This window comes from Bacillus sp. NPDC094077 (assembly GCF_050279465.1).
Taxonomy (GTDB): Bacteria; Bacillota; Bacilli; order Bacillales; family Bacillaceae_G; genus Bacillus_A.
Genome location: NZ_JBNNUF010000013.1, coordinates 104,801 through 127,382, shown reverse-complemented (window position 1 = coordinate 127,382; position 22,582 = coordinate 104,801). Strand labels below are relative to the sequence as shown.

15 protein-coding genes, 3 pseudogenes and 1 other annotated feature are annotated in these 22,582 nt (G+C 32.5%); of the genes and pseudogenes, 5 read left to right on the top strand and 13 right to left on the bottom strand.

The genetic code is table 11. The annotated features are described in order from the left end of the window. Positions 1-191: 191 nt before the first annotated feature. From ACQKNR_RS24045 to ACQKNR_RS24015, 7 genes and pseudogenes are all read right to left on the bottom strand, one after another. Positions 192-605 (bottom strand): annotated as a pseudogene (locus ACQKNR_RS24045) (fibronectin type III-like domain-contianing protein); the annotation flags it as partial. 1,495 nt (positions 606-2,100) lie between these two features. Beyond that, positions 2,101-2,766 (bottom strand): MIP family channel protein, encoded by a 666-nt coding sequence (locus ACQKNR_RS24040; protein WP_427321288.1) that lies wholly within the window; start codon positions 2,764-2,766, stop codon positions 2,101-2,103. Between the two features lie 425 nt (positions 2,767-3,191). Then, on the bottom strand, positions 3,192-3,857 hold the full coding sequence (locus ACQKNR_RS24035) for a response regulator (RefSeq protein WP_427321286.1): 666 nt from the start codon (positions 3,855-3,857) through the stop codon (positions 3,192-3,194). Further along, a complete protein-coding gene (locus ACQKNR_RS24030) occupies positions 3,854-5,011 on the bottom strand; it encodes a sensor histidine kinase (protein ID WP_427321284.1) in 1,158 nt (385 codons plus the stop codon). Before ACQKNR_RS24030 ends, ACQKNR_RS24035 begins: the two co-directional genes overlap by 4 nt. 113 nt (positions 5,012-5,124) lie before the next feature. Continuing rightward, a pseudogene (locus tag ACQKNR_RS24025) lies at positions 5,125-5,274 on the bottom strand (hypothetical protein); the annotation flags it as partial. 58 nt (positions 5,275-5,332) lie between these two features. Continuing rightward, complete coding sequence (locus ACQKNR_RS24020) at positions 5,333-5,554, bottom strand: DUF2187 family protein (RefSeq protein ID WP_427321282.1); 222 nt, start codon at positions 5,552-5,554, stop codon at positions 5,333-5,335. 1,158 nt (positions 5,555-6,712) lie between these two features. Next, positions 6,713-8,131, bottom strand: coding sequence for a helix-turn-helix domain-containing protein (locus ACQKNR_RS24015; protein ID WP_427321280.1), 1,419 nt, complete (start codon positions 8,129-8,131; stop codon positions 6,713-6,715). Positions 8,132-9,130: 999 nt separating this feature from the next. Here ACQKNR_RS24015 and ACQKNR_RS24010 point away from each other — a divergent pair. Next, a complete protein-coding gene (locus ACQKNR_RS24010; RefSeq protein WP_427321278.1) occupies positions 9,131-9,640 on the top strand; it encodes a hypothetical protein in 510 nt (169 codons plus the stop codon). Positions 9,641-9,652: 12 nt separating this feature from the next. On the opposite strand, the pseudogene ACQKNR_RS24005 reads toward ACQKNR_RS24010, so the two are convergent. Further along, a pseudogene (locus ACQKNR_RS24005) lies at positions 9,653-9,824 on the bottom strand (ArsR/SmtB family transcription factor); the annotation flags it as partial. A 314-nt stretch (positions 9,825-10,138) separates the two neighbouring features. Between ACQKNR_RS24005 and ACQKNR_RS24000 the strand changes: the two are divergent. Beyond that, complete coding sequence (locus tag ACQKNR_RS24000) at positions 10,139-11,332, top strand: NupC/NupG family nucleoside CNT transporter (RefSeq protein ID WP_427321276.1); 1,194 nt, start codon at positions 10,139-10,141, stop codon at positions 11,330-11,332. A 75-nt stretch (positions 11,333-11,407) separates the two neighbouring features. Here the strand turns inward: ACQKNR_RS24000 and ACQKNR_RS23995 are convergent, their stop codons facing one another. After that, positions 11,408-12,655: a glutamate-5-semialdehyde dehydrogenase gene (locus tag ACQKNR_RS23995; RefSeq protein WP_427321274.1), complete on the bottom strand. Its 1,248-nt coding sequence runs from the start codon at positions 12,653-12,655 to the stop codon at positions 11,408-11,410. A gap of 105 nt (positions 12,656-12,760) precedes the next feature. Then, the gene (gene proB / locus ACQKNR_RS23990; RefSeq protein ID WP_427321272.1) at positions 12,761-13,864 is read right to left on the bottom strand and encodes a glutamate 5-kinase; all 1,104 of its coding nucleotides are present in this window, start codon (positions 13,862-13,864) and stop codon (positions 12,761-12,763) included. Positions 13,865-14,007: 143 nt separating this feature from the next. Then, positions 14,008-14,218: a binding site (T-box leader), on the bottom strand. 412 nt (positions 14,219-14,630) lie between these two features. Here proB and proC point away from each other — a divergent pair. Beyond that, positions 14,631-15,449: a pyrroline-5-carboxylate reductase gene (proC, locus tag ACQKNR_RS23985; protein WP_427321270.1), complete on the top strand. Its 819-nt coding sequence runs from the start codon at positions 14,631-14,633 to the stop codon at positions 15,447-15,449. A 274-nt stretch (positions 15,450-15,723) separates the two neighbouring features. On the opposite strand, the gene ACQKNR_RS23980 is transcribed toward proC, so the two are convergent. Together ACQKNR_RS23980 and ACQKNR_RS23975 are read right to left on the bottom strand one after the other, a co-directional pair. Further along, positions 15,724-17,364 (bottom strand): M20/M25/M40 family metallo-hydrolase, encoded by a 1,641-nt coding sequence (locus tag ACQKNR_RS23980; RefSeq protein WP_427321268.1) that lies wholly within the window; start codon positions 17,362-17,364, stop codon positions 15,724-15,726. A gap of 75 nt (positions 17,365-17,439) precedes the next feature. Beyond that, a complete protein-coding gene (locus tag ACQKNR_RS23975) occupies positions 17,440-18,189 on the bottom strand; it encodes an IclR family transcriptional regulator (protein ID WP_427321266.1) in 750 nt (249 codons plus the stop codon). A gap of 267 nt (positions 18,190-18,456) precedes the next feature. Here ACQKNR_RS23975 and ACQKNR_RS23970 point away from each other — a divergent pair, with 267 nt between their 5' ends. Both ACQKNR_RS23970 and ACQKNR_RS23965 read left to right on the top strand, forming a co-directional pair. Beyond that, positions 18,457-19,881: an amino acid permease gene (locus tag ACQKNR_RS23970; RefSeq protein ID WP_427321264.1), complete on the top strand. Its 1,425-nt coding sequence runs from the start codon at positions 18,457-18,459 to the stop codon at positions 19,879-19,881. Positions 19,882-20,307: 426 nt separating this feature from the next. Beyond that, a complete protein-coding gene (locus ACQKNR_RS23965) occupies positions 20,308-20,655 on the top strand; it encodes a VOC family protein (RefSeq protein ID WP_427321262.1) in 348 nt (115 codons plus the stop codon). Between the two features lie 701 nt (positions 20,656-21,356). Here ACQKNR_RS23965 and ACQKNR_RS23960 read toward each other — a convergent pair. Further along, positions 21,357-22,388 (bottom strand): fatty acid desaturase, encoded by a 1,032-nt coding sequence (locus tag ACQKNR_RS23960; RefSeq protein WP_427321260.1) that lies wholly within the window; start codon positions 22,386-22,388, stop codon positions 21,357-21,359. Positions 22,389-22,582 lie beyond the last annotated feature (194 nt).

Below are 22,582 nucleotides of genomic sequence, written 5' to 3'. Positions count from 1 at the left end.
GCAAAATTAAAAGGTATGAGTCCGGTGCAATACCGAACACATACCAAAGGGGCTGCCTAATAAAATAATATGTCTAACTTTTTGGGGTCACTTCAATTGCAAATTGCGTTTTTTACTATTGAGTATGAATTTTTGACCGTAATTAAGATTCAACAACGAATGTTCAAATGGATAGAAAATTCCTTCTCCATTTATCCATCCTTTTGCGCATTGTTTAATAGCCCAATTATTTCACTTAACATTTCTTCAGTAAAAGCACCTGCGCTAAAGTTTATTAATGCTCGTAACGGCATATAGTTTAGCATAGCATCCATCATTTCAGAGGCATCACTATCCCCTTCAGACAGACTAGCAAACGGGCTGTCTTTTAATGCTTTTTCCATAAGTTCTTTTGCAGTTGGTGCCAAAATCAGGTCCGCAAATATGTCCCCTAGTAACGTATTGCGATGTATTGGTTTTCGAATTATAGTCGTTGATTGAACATACATGCTATCATGTAAAACAATTTCTCTTGACGACTTTCCTACTAAAATATTGAATTCACCTGTTTCAACATGCCAATCTTTCAATTCAACATTATAATAAGCAAAAATGGATGCAGTTAATAATCTTGAAAATTTTATCATACTACCAATAACAGTTTTACCTCGTTCAATAGATAAAATTTAATTGTAAAATTATAAAAGGCAACGTCTTAAAATCCGTTGCCTTTTTATATTATATAGTTGCATAAAAATTTATAATAATTTAACGTAATATACGCTTTTTCTGTTTCCTTTCCATTCTCAATACACGAATTGTAAGATAAAGAAAACCAAATGGTGCAATAAAAATTGAGCATATAAATAATCCAATAGCAATCAAACATTGTATTAGTATGTGTACAATAAAGCTATTTTTACGAATGGTTTCTTCACGTTTTCTATTTATAATATTTTTTATTTGGTAGTACACCATTCGTGAAAATGGATATAGGATTACATTTGCAATAAGTAACAGCATATAACTTATTTTATTAGTTGGAACGATTCCCCAAAATATAAGGAATATTACTGCTGATATCAAATAACTTGTAATTAAAAACTTACTATCAAAAGATTTAAAAACACTAATTATAATTTTCATTTACTCATACCTTCCTTATTTTCAAACAAATACTCACAGTAATGATTCATGAAGAATATTGGATTCGTTCAAATAGCATAGCTTCGAAAAATTTAGTATAATAATTGAATTTAATATTTTGGGATACTTCCCCTCTTTTCAACATGCTATTTCATAGATAGAAAGACTATCGTAAACTAATAAAACCCAAAAAATATATTCCCTCAAGAAAAATTATTCTGAGAGAATACCCTTGAATCAAATTTATTCTGACATATTAATATACATCTTTACATCTTTACATCCGTTACATTATTATTTTGTAGTTTAAAAACTAACACATACATATTCACAATATGCATGTGTTAGTTTACGAATTCTTCAGGCAAATGAGACTAATACCAAAGAAAAACTTCTTACATGCATTCTAGCATAATAAAATCCCAAAAAAATTTATAAAATTTCTCTTATTACGGAAATTTAGTAACGCTTTATTTTTAATATAAAAATTCTTTTAATGTAAACAACGATATGGTAATAGTTCAATAGTTTCCTTTTATACATGGTAAGAACCCCTTCTGGCTAGGAGAGCAGAAGGGGTTCTTACTTAAGGGTCAGTTTGTCGCAATTTGTATAGAGACACAAAATTATTTGCTTAATAATATTATTACACGAATTTCTTTTGTTAGATGTTCTAATTTTTCCTTTATTAAAGAAAAAATAAAAATAATTAACAAATAATATTATGTTATGCCGTTACTGTAAAGATGGGAAAGCAATATTATCTATTTTTGTTATAATAATTTACTATTTTCATTTTAAACTAAAGAGAACTACCTCCAATCTAATTGAAGGTAGTTCTCTAAGGAAACCTGGAAAGATAATCCCCTCTTATTATTTACAGAGAAATTTATTAATTATCCCATGAAACTATATTCCGTACACTATTTTCATTCTTTATATTAAGATGAAGTGCTTTTTTAAAGAATTAAAAATCTATTTTTCTGTATGTAATAAAGATTTTCCTACTAAAGCAGCAGCAATACCACCTAGAATTGGTGCAATAATAAATACCCATAATTGAGATAACGCTTCTCCACCAGCAAATAATGCTGGTGCCAAACTACGCGCTGGGTTTACAGAAGTGCCTGTTAATGAAATGCCTAATAGATGAATTAAAACTAATGTAAAACCAATTACAAGTCCCGCTAAATGTTCATTCCCCTTTTTACCTGTTACTGCGATAATGACTAAAATAAAGACGAATGTCAACACAAATTCTACTAAGAAGGACCCCGATGATCCAAGTTTTCCAAAGCTATTTTGTCCTAGATTGTTCAAGGCCATATTTGATGATTTTAAAATTGTAATTAGTGTGATAGTTCCTAATAAACCACCTAAGATTTGAGCTATTACATAATAAGCTAACTCCACGGCATTCATACGTTTATTTATAAACATGGCGATAGATACTGCTGGATTTACATGACATCCGGAAATAGTGCCAATGCTATATGCCATCGCAACAATCGATAACCCAAAGGCCATCGCAATGCCTAAAATACCAATTCCTTCAATTCCCCCACCTATTACAGCGGTTCCAGTTCCAAATAGCACCAATACAAATGTACCAATGCATTCAGCAATTGCTTTTTTTATCATTGTTTTCCTCCTCTAAACATGTATAAAAGTTAAACTATCAAGCTTCAACTTGCTCCATGTTAATTATTTTTTCTTTCAAAAACATTATTGTATTTTTTCTCCAATTTCCATTACTCGCCTACAATGTATAATTGATTCATAATAAACAATGCCTTTAAAGATTCACAGGTTAAAAAGCACTCACTTTTATTACAAGTGAATGCTTTTTAACAACAAAGTGAATAGATACTGAGCTAGAGATATTATTCCTTAATTCATGAATAACTCAAATCAATTATAACAAACACTACAATTGATTTACGTTGTATTTCTTCCGGTTAAGCAGTAAAAATATAGATTAATTAATTTACAGGAATATTGATTTTTGTGAAACAGGACCTTGGTTCATAGCACTATCCTTCACTGTATGAGTTAAACATCCGTCCTTATTTCACAATTTTTTGTCTAATCGCCATTACAGCTGCTTGTGTACGATCTGTTACACCTAATTTTTGAAGAATTTTATGAATATGCGTTTTAACTGTTCCTTCCGAGACACAAAGAATTTTTGCTATTTCATGATTTTGTTTCCCATAAGCCAATAATTGTAAAACATCAATTTCTCGCTTAGTTAAAGCTTCGGCGTATTCATTCTCTTCCCCATCTATCGCAGGATTGTTATCATGTTTTAAAAATTGTGCAAAAGCATGATTTGCTGTCGTACTATTGTAAATCATTGCTCCTCGATTCATCGCACGAATACTATCTAACATTTCCTCTGTTTCCGTATCTTTTAGTATATAGCCAACTGCACCAACCCGAATACCGTCTAGGACATATTGTTGTACATCAAAGGTAGTTAATAGAACAACCTTAGTATTCGGTAATATATCCATAATAGTTTTAGTAGCCACAATACCTGATATATCAGGCATTTGAATATCCATAATGACCACATCGGGAACTGACTCTAAAACTGCATGAATTGCTTCCTTACCATTTTCGCACTCTCCTATTATCTCCATATCATCTTGCATTCCAATAATATAACATAGGCCCTTTCGGACAAACGGTTCATCATCAGCTAATACAATACGAATTTTTTCTGTCATAATTCTCCTCCATTCTTTTTAATTGGGATCATAGCTTCCACACGAAGTCCTTTCGGTTCATTTAAGGTAAAGGAACAACTGCCTCCAACCGATTGGCAACGTTTTATCATACCATTCAAACCAAATCCAAATTCTAATTCCATATCTCCCGTAAACATGCCATTATCAGCAACTGAGAGTTTTACTACTCCTCCTATTTCTGTTACACTCACAATTACAGAATCTGCATGTGAATGTTTTAAAATATTTGTTAAAGATTCTTGTAAAACGCGATATAATATTGTACTTTCTTCCATCGTCCACTCTGATATTTTTTCATCATGAATACATTCAATTTGTAATAGCGAGTTTGCTTGAACCTGTGAAATCAATCCTTTTAATGAGGTAAGCCCAAGATCCTTTTCATCATTTGTCCAATCCCTAACAGCAGTTCGTATCTCCTCCATTCCTTTACGTGCTACTTTTAATAGGTCATCAACAGAATCATCCGCAGCAGATGGATTTTTCTTTAACATAATTTTAAGAGCCTGTAATTGAATGATAAGTGAGGTCATTTGATGCCCAAGTCCATCGTGAATTTCTCTTGCTAATTTTGTTCTCTCTGCAAAAGCCGCATATCTCATTGAAAGTAACGTTGTTTCTTGTAATTCAGCGTGAGCTTCATCTAATTCTTTTAACTGTTTTTGATTTTTTTGATACGCTTCTCTTAGCTTAGAAGTGCTTCGAATCAAAACATAGATGCCTACTATTATTAATATTTCTTGATAAGGAAACATACTAGTATGTCCAAACCATATTAATAACAAGCCCGTTATAACAGATAAAACAATTGTAGTTTGTGCCCACTTTGGCTCGGCTGCAGCAAGAAAAATTAGAAGCGGTAATAATACATAGTTAGGATAGCTCGGATAAAAAAAACGTACTATACAAGATAAAATTATTAATACAGAGAAAAATAACAAATACTTAATTTCATTCCACCAGTATTTAGGTGAATTGAGCATCCATAGATAAATTGCTACAAATATACTACATACCCCTATTGCAAATGTTCCATAAGGTGCAAATCTCTTAAAGAAAAACAGACACAATAAAATACTTCCAATTGTATTTCCTACATGACTACCAATAAATTTATAAAATGTTTTTTCCATGCTTATACTACCCCACAACCCTATTTTTTAAATAATCATATTTAGCCTAACGCTAGAATTAAGAAAAGGACCTGTACAATATGCAGGGTCCTTTTCTTTATTTAACTATTGTTTTATAATTTCTTTTTCCAACATTGAAAGCAGACACTTTTGATTCTATATTTTGCATTTTGTATTTCTTCACCTGTTTGTGGATTTCGCTCTGTAAGAGCAATATATTCACGAGATTCAAGTGTGACAACCCCAATAAGTTGTACTTTCTCTCGTTATTTTAGCATCATATTCGCTCTTAAACAAATAAAATACAATTCATCTCAATAATTATTTGTTTGTATGCTTATATAGCTTATTATAATTCCCATGCTTCACTACTTGCCGAAGTTCTATCTCTTCACAACCTTTACTAAGAATATCTTCTGAAATATCTACAACAATCGTATTACTTAGTACACTTACTACATATCCTTTAAATTTCAATGTGGCATCATCTCGATATGTAAAAGCAACAAAATCTCCTTTATTAATGGTAGATAACTCTTTCATATAAACCTCCTGTTTTTAGAACCTGAACTGTCCTTGTAGTTGGTAATGTAACATAGATAACGTTATGTTATTTGTATAATGATTAAGATATATTGCCTTTTTACATTTAAAGAAATCTAATTACTTTTTTGATCAAACTGTATTCGAAGCCAATACTTTAATCTCATTTTTATAGAGGTATTTTTTTAAGTTAACCATGTAGGATGTAAGATGGATTTTTTTATGTATTAGAAGAGCCCCTTCTGACTAAGGGAGCGGAAAAGATTTAAGTGTAAAGATCCTTTCGTCACAATTTGAAATGAGATAAAATATTCATTTTCATATTATAGAACCAACTGCATTCGGTAGGCGCTCTAAAATTCCCTTTAATAAAGTGAAAATGAACAAAAGAGCTATTATAATAATTAAATTAAAATAACAGGATGAATTGCTTTATTATTGACCCTATAATAATTAGAAAAACAAAAGGATTACTAAAAACTACAAAAATACAAAATAAAATTGGTTTTCGAATGCTTTTCGGAACTAGAATAACTACATCTATCATGACAGCTAAAACCAAACTGAATAAACTATGGATACAGTAAAAATGAATGAATGCGAGTATAGTTAATATACATGCATTAATATACAGAACAGCTTTCATTTTATATCCTTTCTAAAGTGGGAAAATGAACTATAGATTACCAACCTCCACTATTAACTCAAATAGAATTACACGAATTGTAAATAAAATAAGAACGCTGTTTTATTAAATTTTTAATTTAATAAAGAAGTTTTGTATAAAGAAAAAAGACAATGATTTTACTACAAATTAAAAAACACTCACTACTATTACAAGTGAATGCTTTTTAAAACACATGAAATGGATTCTGAACTTTGTCATAAAGAACTCATGTAAATTATAGCAAACACAAAACGGTATTTAAGTTACATTTTTTCCGGATAAGAAGAAAAATACTGCTCATATAATATAATCCTATAAAAAGCGCAACATCCCCATATCCTTGATCCCAGTTTAGTTTTTAATCATGAGCGACAGCAAAGTGCTTTCTAGATCAAAAAAATTCGAATAAAAGGAATCATTTTGACTAAAATTTAATCAAAATGATTCCTTTTCTTTTCGTGTAGAACATGAATTTTTAAAATATGTAAAGTTTAATTTACATGATAAATACAACTTTTAATTGAATTAATATCACTTTCCGTTAACTTACCTGAAAAATATATAATAGGGGTTTGTGGATTTGGTGGTTGATAGTTTGTAATAATAAAATCGTATTTTATTCCATCACTAATTGAATTGTAAATTTTTACATTTTTCCCAATGCTATAAGTTAATGTGGAATGTATAACTTGCTTCTCCACCTCTGTACCATTAAATAAAAATAAAATATTAATTTCATCAGCGAAGGAATTTAAATGGAGCGCCGCATAGGTGGTGAAAAATTTAATTTCATCATTGTACATTCTTTTTTCATTATATGTTTTATTCCATCCAGAAACTAGGGATTTATATTTTTTTTGATTTTGTAACAACTCATTTTCTAATTTATCTAATGAACTGAAATAGAATCCTAATGATAAATTATATTGACTGTACATAAGACAATTGTAAAAAGTAGAACTTAAACTCACTACTATTTTTTCTTTATTGTCATTTTGTATATTATGATTCTCCATAAGAATATCGATAAGCTTTATATAGTTATAATACTCATCAATTTTAAACTCCTTTACATATTCAATTGTCGCTTCACTTTGTTTGCTTGTCGTAGTAAATGCTAAAATTAAATACACCTGTAATGCTTTCATTTCATTTTCAGGTAATGTAATGGAATAATATCTTTCAAAAGTTTGTATAATCTCAGTCATACATGTTTCTTGAAAGCTATCATATACAGGTACATCAATGATTTCATTTTTTAAATAAAATTTATTAGAAATTCTATTTATACAAACATAAAGAATAACACACAACATTTCAAAATCAACCATAACTTTATGCTTTCGTACAATATTTAAAATTTCTTCCCTTAATATATTTGGCAATACGAAATTCTTTGTATACTTTTGTGTATTATAAAAAAAAGCGTGATAATAATGCCTAATATTAAGTTCTTCCCCTTCTAATTGGATTTTCCTAAATTTAATTTCTAACTGACTCTTTTTAATCATTTTTTTATATTCTTTTATATGCTTTCTTAGTGTTAATTTACTCACAAATAAATTTTGGGACCATTTTTCTAATGTATAGCATTTGTTATTAAATAAACCTAGCATCATTTTATATATTACACTTTCAACTAAATATGAATTAATAATAGGTAATATAGAATCAGTTATAGGTTTAATTAATATATATCCTTTTGATTTCACGCTAATAATTTCCCAATGTTCAGGCAGGAAGCTCTTCAATTGAGAAATATCACTTGTAACCGTCCGGATAGAACATTGAAGTTGTTCCGCAATATCCTTTGAAGATACTAAGTTCTGTCCATTATCTAAAATTTCAAGAATTTGGACCATTCTTTTTACAGGTTTATCATGAATTAGGCTACTTGTAAACTCAAGCATTAATATTTCCTCTCTTTTAAAACGATTTATGATGTAGTATAGAACATGGTTTCAAAAGACTCTTTTTAATGAAAGTAACCTTACTACATACATATACAATTTAGGACAACACTAATACTCTTTCTGTGTTACGAACGTGATATATTGTTTATTCCATTCTTAATTTATCCCGCTATTTGTGGGCAGTAAGACTCCCACCTTAAAATTCGGCGAATGCGAGGAGGTTAGGTGGGAGTCTTACTGCCCGTAAACGCCCGATTGGTTCAACTAATAATCAGTGGGGGATGGGCACCCCCCCACTGATTAAAGTTTCACTTTATATATTATTTACTCTATGAATACTGACTTATGATAAACTGTAAAAATTCAAGTCAATCTAAGCTTTTTTACATCTACTAATTTGATTGACAAGTAAATTATTTTTTTTAAAATAAATGGACATATTGATAAATTAAACATAAAAAACTTTTCATTTGAAAATGAATGTCACTCATTTTTAGGGTGCAATTGATTCTTTAAATTAAGCAGAAATTAGTTTTTCTACATTATATAAGTTTTTTTATTACTCTCGCATAAATAATATATGAATGATATTCATTCATATTGTGTTGCACTCTACCTATTACCATAATCATAATTGTATCATCCCTATTATTTTAGAACATCTATCTTAAGGTTGATTTTTCCAAACCATCTCTATCTCTAGATAGAGATGGTTTGGAAAATATTTACGCTGTTATTTATTACAAACTAGTATGCCTTTATTAAAAATTTATAGAATCCTTCCCCAGAATATACGCATCCAGGGGAACATGACGGTAAATTAGAAAAATTGTAGTATGGGGCTCCTAAAATTGAAATATATATTATCACAAACTCCTACTATGTAAACGACAAAATATCCTTTATAAAACGAAAAAACATGAATTTTTAGTACTTAAAATTATGATATTGTTCCATATGTAATCCAGTAAAAATAATTTCAAAGGAGACGACACAATGGAGAAAACATTCTATAAAAGCTTGTTTTTTTGGCTTATCTCACTATTTGTTGTAATTTTCATTGCTACTATTGCAAGTAATGAGGTTGAAGTAGTTACTAATGTTAAAGAACAAACACAAGACAAAAAACAAGCTTCTAGCAACAATCCGAAAGATATGATTAAAAACGAAGCTGAATCAATTGCAAAAGAACTAATGAGCACTTCTATTAATAAGATTGAAGTTAATAAAAATGTAAGTTCTAATAATCCAAATGATTACGATCTTGTACTTCACCTTTCATTTGATGCTAAAAACACGAAAAAGACCACAAAAAAAATGCTTGAAACGTATAACAATGAAATTGGTGCTAGAGTCGGTAAAGTATTAAATAAAGTACAAGAGTTAACGATTTTCTGGGAAGTACCTTTCATACAAAAAGGTACTAATATTGTAAAAGCTAATTTAAAACGTTCTGAGGATAACATGTTATTCAAAGATACCTGGGTTGCTTCTGTTCTAAAATAAAAGAACAGATATTTATCTATTCAAAAACGCTTCTAATTCTTTTGCTAACGACTACACTGCTTTTCTTTCTCAATACATATTTTCCATCATGTATATCAACTCCCTTCGCTGAACGTAACAATTTTAAATGCTGGTGTACTGTCGATTTACCAAGTTGCAATCTTTCCGTTATTTCCTGCAATGTACATTTGAGTAATTGCTTCAATGCCTAGTGCACATTCGAAAAGTATCAACTACCTCATTTGAACGCTGTAAGTCTCCCTTTTTCTACTCGTTACGTGAAAGACTTCCATTCTATCCCCTCCTTGTTTGCTATGCATTAAATTCTGTTTTTATCGAATTATTCCTTCTGTTTTTTCAGAACAAAAAATCAATTTGAATTGAAATCGATTCATTCCAAACATAATTTACATTCATCATAACTTCTTGTCATGATCCAAATTAGGAAGAATAAGAGCTTTTTTATATACAAATAATAAACCTCAAGGAGTTGTTGACATGCATTTCATATTAAATTTGTTAGGGATTTTCGTTGTAATATTAATCGTTTTCCTATGTTCGCCTAATAAAAGAAAAATAAAATGGAGACCAATCGTTATTCTAATAATATTGGAGCTTTTTATTACGTGGTTTATGTTAGGCACGAAATTGGGCAGTATTATCATTAATAACATTGCGTCATTTTTCAGTTGGCTACTATCATGTGCGAATGAAGGTATTCGATTTGCATTTCCTTCAGCTATGGAAAATCAAACAGTTGATTTCTTCTTTAGCGCATTACTTCCTATCATTTTTGTTATTACGTTCTTTGATATTCTTTCTTATTTTGGAATCTTAACTTGGATTATTGATAAAGTAGGTGCAATTATTTCAAAGATTTCTCGTTTACCAAAGTTAGAAAGCTTCTTTTCCATTCAAATGATGTTTTTAGGAAACACGGAAGCACTTGCAGTTGTTCGTGATCAATTATCTGTTTTAAAAGAAAATCGTTTGTTGACTTTTGGAATTATGAGTATGAGTAGCGTCAGCGGATCCATTCTTGGTGCTTATCTTTCAATGGTTCCAGCAACATATATTTTCAGTGCCATACCTTTAAACTGTATTAACGCATTAATCTTAGCCAATGTTTTAAATCCTGTAGAAGTTACTAAAGAAGAAGATGTTGTTTACTCACCTTCAAAACATGAAAAAAAAGATTTCTTTTCTACCATTTCAAACAGTATGTTAGTCGGGATGAATATGGTTATCGTTATTTTAGCGATGGTAATTGGATATGTAGCATTAACAGCATGTTTAAATGGGATATTAAGTTTTTTTGTAACAGGCTTAACAATTCAAAAAATCTTCTCCATTATCTTTAGTCCTTTCGCCTTTTTACTCGGTGTATCAGGCAGCGACGCTATGTATGTAGCTGAATTAATGGGGATCAAAATAACAACGAATGAATTTGTTGCCATGATGGATTTAAAATCAAACTTAAAATCTTTACAACCACATACAATTGCTGTTGCAACAACATTTCTAGCCTCTTTTGCCAACTTTAGTACAGTAGGTATGATTTATGGAACTTACAATTCATTATTTGGCGGGGAAAAATCATCAGTCATCGGTAAAAATGTTTGGAAGCTTCTTGTGAGCGGCATGGCTGTTTCTTTATTAAGTGCAATGCTTGTAGGGCTTTTTGTGTGGTAAATAAATACTTATAACAACAAAAGACACTCAAACTGAATTGAGTGTCTTCATATTATTACTTGTCTTTTATCATTCTTATTTTCGAATTTGTCCATTTCCACGAATCACATATTTTGTAGAAGTTAATGCTGGAAGCCCCATTGGCCCTCTTACGTGTAACTTTTGTGTACTGATACCAATTTCTGCTCCAAATCCGAATTCAGATCCATCTGTAAAACGAGTTGATGCATTATGATAAAGTGCCGCTGCATCAACAGAAGTGAAAAATTTGCTGACATTATCCTCGTTCTCTGTAATAATCGCTTCGGAATGCATAGATCCATACGTATTTATGTGATGAATCGCTTCTTCAACAGAAGAAACCACTTTCACTGCTAGCGTAAGAGATAAAAACTCTGTTCCCCAATCTTCTTCTGTAGCAAGTATGATAGAAGAATCAATTGCTAATGCTTTGTTATCCCCACGTAGTTCCACGCCTCTTTCCTTTAATGAAGAAAACAGCTCACTTCCAAATTTCTGCGCCCAATTCTCATGAAGTATAATCGTTTCAATTGCATTACATACAGATGGACGCTGCGTTTTTGCGTTTATAATAATATCAAATGCCATTTGTTTATCTGCTGTTTCATCAATGAAAATATGACAATTTCCCGCACCTGTTTCAAGTACTGGAACAGATGCTTCTCTCACTACAGTATCTATTAACTGCTTGCCACCTCTTGGGATAAGAACATCCAAGTACTCATTCAATGTAAACAGCTGTTTTGCACTATCTCGTGACGTATCTTCTATGAGCTGTACACTTTCTGGAGGCAAGCTTGTTTGTTTAAGTGCTCGGTGAATAACAGCAACGATAGCTTTGTTAGAATGAACAGCGGAAGAACTACCACGTAATATTACTGCGTTTCCTGTTTTTAAACAAATTGTAGCAGCATCCACTGTCACATTCGGCCTTGCCTCGTAAATCATTCCGACAACACCAAGTGGTACACGCATCTCCTGAATAGATAGTCCATTCGGCCGTTCCCATGCACTTACACATTCTCCAACAGGATCACGTAAATCAATTAACTGCTTAATCCCCTCTGTCATATCAACAATTCGCTGCTCAGTCAACATAAGGCGATCAAGGAGAGAATCAGAAAATCCTTTCACCTTACCTTCTTCGATATCTCTTTTGTTTTCCTCTAAAACATAAGCTGTTTCTAATAACAGCTGATCAGCAATCGCAGCAAGTGCTTCGTTTTTTTGATCTGTAGATTTAAGCACAAGTTCTCTAGCAATTTCTTTCGCTTTTTTACCTTTTGCCAACACTTCATTCATTTTCATTTCCTCCTTTTTAAAAGTTAATCAGTATATTATTTGAAAGCCATTTAACACTAGTGTCCAAATATTTCCTCCCTATTAGGATTTGAGCGCTCTCTATTCTTAAAATGAAACCCAATGATCCCTATGGATGACTTCATAACTATGCCTTTTGCCTCTTGCTTGAATATCATGGCTCTGCATACCTTTTAAATCCCTTAGTTCCTCTGCACTATATGTGCATTGTCCTTTTCCTATTACGCGCCCTTGTTGCGTGATTACCTCTACAACTTCTCCTACTTGGAAAAATCCTGACACATTCGTAACGCCAGCAGGAAGAAGGCTCTTCCCATGCTGAATGATGGCAGTAGCTGCCCCGGCATCTACTTCAATTTGTCCGTTAACAAGCGAATGTAGCGCGATCCATTGCTTGTTCATCTTAATCACTTTTTGAGGATCATTACCGATATACGTTCCATCACCCTTGCCCTTCAAAACATCTAAAAACTTCTCCTGTCCACGTCCTGTTCCGATAAATACACTTACCCCAAGAGATAGTGCCGTCTTTGCAGCATCGATTTTTGATTTCATGCCGCCGGTCCCAAGTTTTGAGCCAGCATCTCCTGCAAGAGAAGCGATTTCTTCCGTTACCTCAGGAAGGAAATAATATTTTTTCGCATCCGAATTTTTCTGAGGATTTTGATCATATAAACCGTTCACATCCGTAAAAATCATAAGCATATCTGCCGACACAAGTCCGCTTACTAAAGCAGACAGCATATCATTATCACCAAACGTCAGCTCCTCTAAAGAAATGGAATCATTTTCATTGATGATAGGAAGAGCGGAACGGTTTAGTAACTCTCCTAAAGTGGCGTAAGCGTTACTGTATTGTTCTTTTCTAGAAAAATCAATTCTCGTTAGCAAAAGTTGTGCAGTAACGATACCATATTTACGGAATTCCTCCGTGTACGCCTGCATTAATAAACTTTGCCCGACAGCCGCTGCAGCCTGTTTCCCTTTAATTGTCACAGGCCTACTAGGATACCCTAGAGCTGTGAACCCTGCAGCAACGGCCCCAGATGTAATCAGCAAAACTTCATGCCCTTCCTGTTTCAGTCGTGCCAATGCGGCAACGTGATCTGAAAGTTGTTCTTTAGAGATGCCTCCATGACTAGCTGCCAGAGAACTGCTCCCAATCTTTACAACAATTCGTTGTTTTTTCATTTTTGTACCCCCAAGTCTAAAATCAAAGTTTTTTATAAATTACACTTCTATTCATTCACTTTGCAGCTATCTCTGTTCTCATCAATGCTGCACTTAAGTATTTAAGAGCAAAATAAAAATGACCGCTTCGCCCTTAATAAAATAAAAAGGACGAAACGGTCATTGTTCCGCGGTACCACCTTCATTGATATACATAGATATCCACTTGGCGCCTATAACGCAGGCGTACGCCTAAACTTTCATTTAAGACTCAGGGATAGGTTCGATACGTTCGATACGAGGAATCTTTCAGCCGGTGAATTCCACTCTCTTTCGCAAGAAGACATATGTACTATTTCCCTTCAACGATTTTCGGTTTAATTTTTTTATATTATGCGATATAGTTTGTTTTTGTGTCAAGAGGTATTTTAAAAAATGAATAGAGTGACCTGTTTCATGTATGAAATTATGGACATACTGGATGAGAGTAAAAATTGATATAACTATAATTCATAAACATAAAACCTCAATAAATCTACCCTCTCCTTAAATGATCGATAACATAAATTGTTATCCTCAATCCCAAGATATGTAACACAAAATATTAAATTATAGTGTATGTACTTACTTAATGGCTAATATTATTGCTTTTTATCTTTTACTATTGCAAAAAAGAATATATTCTCTTAGAATGTTTCTTTATATTGCATGAAAAGGATATTGTTATTTTAGAATAATAATTTCTAATTGATATAATTTATTATAAAAGGAGAAAGATCGAGTTATTATGGACAAACAAATTGGATTCATCGGATGCGGAAATATGGGGATGGCTATGATTGGCGGGATGATAAACAAAAAAATAGTGTCTTCAAATAAAATCATTTGTTCAGATTTAAACACTACTAATTTAAAACATGTTAGTGAAAAATATGGGCTAACTACAACAACTGACAACAATGAAGTAGCTAAAAATGCTGAGATTTTAATTTTATCAATTAAGCCAGACTTATACGCATCAGTAATTAATGAAATAAACGAAGTGATAAAAAACGATGTTATCATCGTAACGATCGCTGCAGGAAAAAGTATAAAAAGTACTGAGGATGCCTTTGGTAAAAAGGTAAAGGTTGTACGAGTAATGCCTAATACACCTGCTCTTGTTGGTGAAGGAATGTCTGCGTTATGTCCTAATGAAATGGTGACAGAAAAAGATTTAGAGGATATACTAAACATTTTCAATAGTTTTGGTCAAACAGAGATCGTAAGTGAAAAATTAATGGATGTTGTAACATCTGTAAGTGGTTCTTCTCCAGCATATGTATACATGATTATTGAAGCGATGGCCGACGCTGCTGTACTAGATGGTATGCCAAGAAATCAAGCATATAAATTCGCAGCTCAAGCTGTATTAGGCTCTGCAAAAATGGTACTGGAAACAGGAATACATCCAGGTGCATTGAAAGATATGGTATGTTCTCCAGGCGGAACAACAATAGAAGCTGTAGCAACATTAGAGGAAAAAGGCTTACGAACAGCCATCATTTCAGCTATGCAGCGTTGTACGCAAAAGTCTATTGAACTATCTAATCAAACTAAAAAGTAATAAATACATGTAAAAAAGACCACTTTAACTAAATGCACATATCTTTAAATAGTGGTTTACATACTCCTCTGTTTTCACAAAAAATAAACGGACAAATTCATAGGTAATGGAGTTTGTCCGTTTTACATTTTTATATCCTAAAATAACTTTATACCTTTCTATTTTTACAATCCCCTATTTTCTAACATTTATATGTGTTAAGAAACTTTGCAACAGAACGCTACAGTTTCTATCCTTTTCTTCATTCAAATTAAAATTTCAATTTATATTTCTTTCATAACTGTGTAATTTTATTAGAAACAAGTAATTTTTCAATGCATATCGGTAACATATCTAATAGCGTTTCAAATGCGTAAGTTACGTCCAGACGTTCCGTCCATTGATGTGCATCTTTTCCTACCGGCCCCATATTTAATACCGGAACGTCGAACTCTTCTAATTCTTGAAGTGGAATCGAATAACCTTTATCCCATAATGGCATATTGTCTACAAGAGAACTCATTGAATCCAATGGGTACTGCAAGCCCACATAGCTTAAATCTGAAATCCCTCCAAAATAATTTTGATTTTCAAATGTAATTCTATGATTATAGTGGGCATACTTTTCCATTTCTACAACTACCTCTTTAATTAAAGGATTGTTGCGTGAACTCACAGCTGGATAGTACGGCGGGGCAAAGAAAAGTACAATCATCGGCGCTTTTTCTTTACATAAGATAGCTAATTTATCAACTAAATCAATTGTTACCGCACGATCATCCTTATCTTCTCTATTTTTTATAATATTAGATTGAATATCATCTATTTTTTCTTGTCCATGTTGTTCTATTGCATAAGTGATAAGCTCTTCATACGTTAATACATTTACTTTGAGATTAGGTGGTATGAACGGATTATATTTAGAAAAACGATATGCATGTTTTTCATACGACTCTTCAATTTTCTCTGCTACTTTCGTTACTTTTTGACGCAGCAATGAAACTACATCTGTCATCGATTTTTCTAGTAAAAACAAATTAAATAATGTGACTGCACGATGCGGAATTTGTACAGAATAATCCTCCTTTAAGTCCCTTTGAAGTAAGTTAGTTGGTGGAGGGCTCGCTTCTCCTTCTACAATATCACAAAGGTCCGTATTCAACTCTAATTCAGCTGTTAATAATGCCGCCATATAACTCCCATTTAAACCTGCAAAAGGTTCGCCTACATGTGTCTCTTTTCCATAGCAAAGAAAACCAGGTAACACTTTACCAATTGAACCAGTATAAATATACTTATTTTGGTCACCAGGGTGTCGTGAAAACATCGGCTCTGAATTTAAGACTGTTTTATAATCTAAGTCATGTTCTCTTGCTAAATCTAATAATCTCGGAACAGCAGCTCTCATTCCTACAGAGTTCACTTCTTCATCTGGAACCGCTAATAAAAGAACATTCCCATCAAATCTTCCTTCACAAGCTTGCTCAACCATCGCCATTTGTAAAGCTAGACCACATTTCATATCCATTGTCCCTCTTCCAAATAGCCAATCTCCCTGTTCTATATCTTCACGTACATGGTCTGGTAGTTCATCTTTATGAGCGTAAAACATAGATGTTAACTTTTTAGGATTAAATGCATCTTCTTTCCACACTCCATAATCTTGTACATCTACAACATCAAAGTGACTAACAAGAATTACAGTATTTTTCGTACTATCACTTTTCTTTACTAGGGCGGTAACAAAATATCGTCCATCCCCCGTCGGATTTTTTTGCAAATGATGCGGATTTTGTTTGAAATACTGTAAGTCAGATAATTGTTCTACAACAAAGTCTGGTAATATAACTTCAGCTTCTGAGCCTGTAATACTAGGAATTTCAACAAGATTGCTTAATAACTGAATCAATTGTTCTTTTGATTGCCACTTTGACATATTAATCCCCCTATTTTTCCGCATTATGAAAATCAATTCCAATATATGAATAAAAAATGACGACAGTTATCAAAATTATAATTCTGATGTACTGCCGATTTTTATTGAAATTTCATGCGCTGCTTCTTTTACCTTACTAATAAGAAAAGATAGTCGATCATCATTAATGCGATGACTAATTAACCCAACACTTAATGCTCCTACTACTTTATGATTGAATCCGATAATAGGTGCAGCTACTGAGGCTGTCCCTTCTGTTTTTTCACCATAACTTACAGCATATCCTTCATTTTCTATTTGTTTTATTTGATTAAGAAGAATTTTCTTTTGTTCTGGTAAAGAAGAAAGTAACTGTTCTACAATGTATTCCATTTCATTCGTTTTCATATTGGCAAGCATCGTTTTATTTGCGGCGCCAATCGAAAGTGGAATCTGTTCCCCTAAGTTATCGATAACTCGAATTTTTAAAGGGCTATCAATTCTTTCAATGATAATAGAATGAGTTCCATTTGGAATGTTCAAATAGACACTTTCTTCCACTTCAGCGGCCAATCGCTTCATCACTTCTCTTGCAACAGATCTGTAGTCTACCTTCTCCAACTGACGTAATCCTATTTCCATCCACATTGGTCCGATCTTGTACTGTTTTGTTTCTGAAATTTGCGTAACTAATCCATGCTCCATTAAAGAGTTCAGTAACCTGTGTACTGTACTAACCGGGAGATGTGTTCTATCAGCTATATCAGAAATAGCCCAGTACTCTTTTTCATTTGTAGAATTTAATAACTTAATTATACTTATCGCTCGATCAATGGACTGTACCATAATTCGCCTCAACTTTACTTGTGATATGTTAGTAAGCTTAATTAACTATCAATTTATCAAAAATCCAAAATTAAATCAATTAATTTATTTAATTTTCTAAAAATAAAGATATAACACTATCAAAAAAATGAAAACGCAAACAAAAAAACATTGACTTTTCTTTTTAATTATCTGAAAATTATAACAAGATTTCACATCACGGAATACATTCCACAATACGGAAAAACATCAATTTTCATACTACCAATTATGAAAGTGAGGAAAACAATGACGCAAGTAAGCAATACAAACAATGAATTAAAACGTACGATGAAAAGTAGACATTTATTTATGATTGCACTCGGTGGTGTGATTGGAACGGGGTTATTTAACGGATCTGGCTTTATTATAAGACAAGCTGGGCCTGGTGGATCCGTACTTGCCTTTATTGCTGGTGGATTATTAATGTATTTCGTTATGCTATGTCTTGGTGAGCTTGCTGTAGCCATGCCTGTCTCAGGTTCTTTCCAGGAATATGCCACCAAGTTCATTAATCCTGCAACTGGGTTTACAATCGGATGGTTGTATTGGTTAAGCTGGGCGAATACGACCGGTCTTGAATTTACAACTGCCGGCATTACAATGCAGCGCTGGTTTCCTGATATTCCTGTCTGGGTTTGGTGTTTAATATTTGGTGTTACCATATTCACTATAAACGCATTATCTGCTCGTAGTTATGCAGAAACAGAATTTTGGTTTTCAAGTATTAAAGTATCTGCTATTATCGCTTTCATTATTCTTGGCGGCGCCGCTATGTTCGGTTTTATTGATTTAAAAGGAAACGAACCAGCTCCGCTATTTTCAAATTTCATAAATCATGGTGGTTTATTCCCAAATGGACTTGCGGCTATCCTATTAACAATGGTTACAGTCAATTATTCCTTCCAAGGTACAGAACTTGTTGGGATTGCAGCAGGTGAAAGTGAAGATCCAGCAAAAACTTTACCTCGTTCTATTAGAAATATTATATGGCGCACAATGTTTTTCTTCGTCTTAGCAATCTTTGTTCTCGTAGCTTTAATTCCTTGGGAAGAAGCAGGATTAACAAAGAGCCCGTTTGTTGCTGTATTTGATAATATCGGTATTCCATATGCAGCTGATATTATGAACTTTGTCATTCTTACTGCTGTTCTTTCTGTCGCAAACTCAGGACTGTACGCCGCAACTCGAATGCTTTGGTCATTATCAAAAAATGAAATGGCTCCAGCCTTTTTAAAGAAATTATCATCTCGAGGAATACCCTTAAACGCTTTAATCATGACGATAGCTATTTCTGCTTTTTCTCTTTTGACAAGCGTCGTAGCTGCTGAAACGGTTTACTTATGGTTAATTTCAATTTCTGGAGTCATTACAATCATTGTTTGGATGTCAATCTGTGTTTCTCAATTCTTTTTCCGTAAACGTTATTTAGCTGAAGGTGGAAAGTTAGAAGACTTAAAATTCAGAACTCCACTTTATCCTCTTGTACCAATTCTTGGTTTTGGATTATATGGCATTATATTAATAAGTCTTATCTTTATCCCAGATCAAAGACTAGGAATCTATTGCACTGTACCATTTATTATCTTTTGCTACAGCTACTATCACTTTAAGATAAAGAAAAGAACTGCTACTAACACTTATACAGAGACTAAAATTAGCGAAACTTTGTAATACTGTACGATATATAAAAGACCGCACATGACTTTTACTCCATGTGCGGTCTTTTATCATTGATGCTTGTTCTATTACCTTTATATCATTTCTTTCATTCATTTTCCCAGGAACAGCCCCCTATTTTCTCCATACTATTGGAAGGATTATTTATAGCACTTTGAGTTGAAGAGTTATCCTGAAGCGAGTCAGTATTACTATACTCCTTTGCTTGGATTTCAATTGTATCTTGCTTTTGTTTCTCAAGTTCTGCGAATGATGATGTCGGTAGTGTTAGTATAGTAAATGCTACAATACTAGCAATTATGATTTTTTACCGTTCATAAGTTGATGGATGATTCTCCTTACTATTACTGTTTTGTTTTGATATATTAAATATATACTACGTCACATTAAAAATTAAAAAATAGACAGGAGTTAGCTACGATGATAAAAGGTTTCGGAGGAATATTTTGGAGAACTAGGAATCTTGATGTTATAAAAAAATGGTACAGCGAAGTATTGAAGATTGAAATAGAAAATTGGAATGGGACTGTTATTAAACCCCAATTAGGAAATGAAACTATCTTTTCTTTCTTTACCGAGAATGACAATTATTTTCCAACAGAACAACAAGTCATGTTAAATTTTCAAGTACATAATCTAAACGAGACTATTAAGCATCTTGAAAATATTGGTGTACCTCTTGAAAAGAAAGAAGAGATTAGTGAATTTGGAAAGTTTATTTGGATTAAAGATCCTGAAGGGCGACTGATCGAGCTTTGGGAGAAATAGTGGAGTATAATCATTTGTTATTAAGCTAACGGGTGTTTTAGTTCAACAAGGTAAATACAAAAGGCGATTTCTTAGCTCCATAGGAAATCGCTTTTTTTATGGATTAAAACTTATTAACTTTATAAATCCTCATTTTTCAGATTTTACCCCATGTCCATCAACTACCCCTAATTATAAAAAATGATATTCTTACCAAAAGAGGATCATTTTTTCATTATTTAAATATGATTTCATCTGAATTTAATGGATATTTCTCCTGCAAAAGTAGTAGGATTTTCATTTGAACTTGCTACCTCAGTTGGATTTAACATATTTCAATTTCGATATAATAGTAATTAGGTATATCGGATATAGATGTACATTACTAGGATTATACATATTTCAAAATTTCCGTTCAAATCTTTCCTTATTTTTAGATATAACTCTACAAGTAATTTTGTACTATAATCCCCCTTGGATATTAATTTTCAGAGGATTCATGAACAGTCACAATAATATATAGAAAATTCATGACGTTTCAATTTGTTAACATAATATATTTACTGTCATCTTATATTTATGCCTACGCATGAGCATTTCCTAATCCTCCACAATTACAATTTGAATTATTTAAGTTTTCTCCTTATCTCGCATCTACTATTTAAACAAAAACTCCCCTTAAATCGAAAATGATTAAGGGGAGTCAGTCATATATGATGAAGTTATAGTTCAGATTTCACTCGAATAGAAACATTGTTTTTCACTAAATTTTTTAAATCCTTAAAACTAACAAAATTGTTACTTTGCTCATCCCAAAGACGGAAACGAATTGACCGCAAGCTAGTAGCAAGAGTAATCGTTGGTACATTTTTTAAAGGCAACGTATTATTGTGTGCCTCTTCTAGTTTATAGTTAGGTACTCTTGGACTTAAATGGTGAACATGATGAAATCCAATATTACCAGTTAGAAATTGCAGGATCTTTGGAAGTTTATAAAACGAACTTCCTTCCACTGCCGCTTTCACATATTCCCACTCTTTATCTTCTTCAAAATAAGAATCCTCAAATGTGTGCTGTACGTAAAACAACCAAATACCTATTGAACCTGATATTAAGAATATGGAACCATGTACGAAAAGAAACGATTGCCATCCAATTGCCCAGCAAAGTAATCCTACTAAAGCAACGATTAAAACGTTCGTCAAATAAGTATTCATACGTTCTTTCTTTCTAGCACCTTTTCGGTTAAATCTATTTTTAAGCAGGAAAACATAAATCGGACCTAATCCAAACATAACGAATGGATTGCGATATAAACGATATGCTAAACGGCGTCTAAATGGCGCTGCTAAATATTCATTCACTGTAAGCGTCCAAATATCTCCTGTACCTCGCTTATCCAAATTACCACTTGTAGCGTGATGAATGGAATGTTCATGCCCCCATTGATCAAACGGGAATAAAGTTAAAACACCCATACACGTCCCAATTATTCTATTTGCACGGCGACTTTTAAAAAAAGAATGATGGGTACAATCATGAAAAATAATGAAAATCCGTGTCATAAATCCAGCGGCTAACAGAGACGGAACTAATGTTAACCAATAAGAAACGGACAAGCTTTTATAAGCAAGGTACCATAAGATAATAAATGGCACAATTGTGTTGATGATTTGCCAAACACTTTTTTTAGTCATTGATTTTTCAAAAGGAGCAACTTGTTTTTTCAGATTTTTAGTATTTTGTAAGGTCATTTTTGCTAGTTCCTTTCCTTTATGTTGCTTTTTTACATTATAACATACTATTAGTATCAGGTGTTATGTTCAGATATAATAAATATTATATACAATAAAAATCTCTTTTTTAACTTACAGAAAGTATATTTTATAATCTATGATTCTCTTTAATATTTTTTCTAGAGTGTATTCTCATCTAGAAAGCTTTGCGG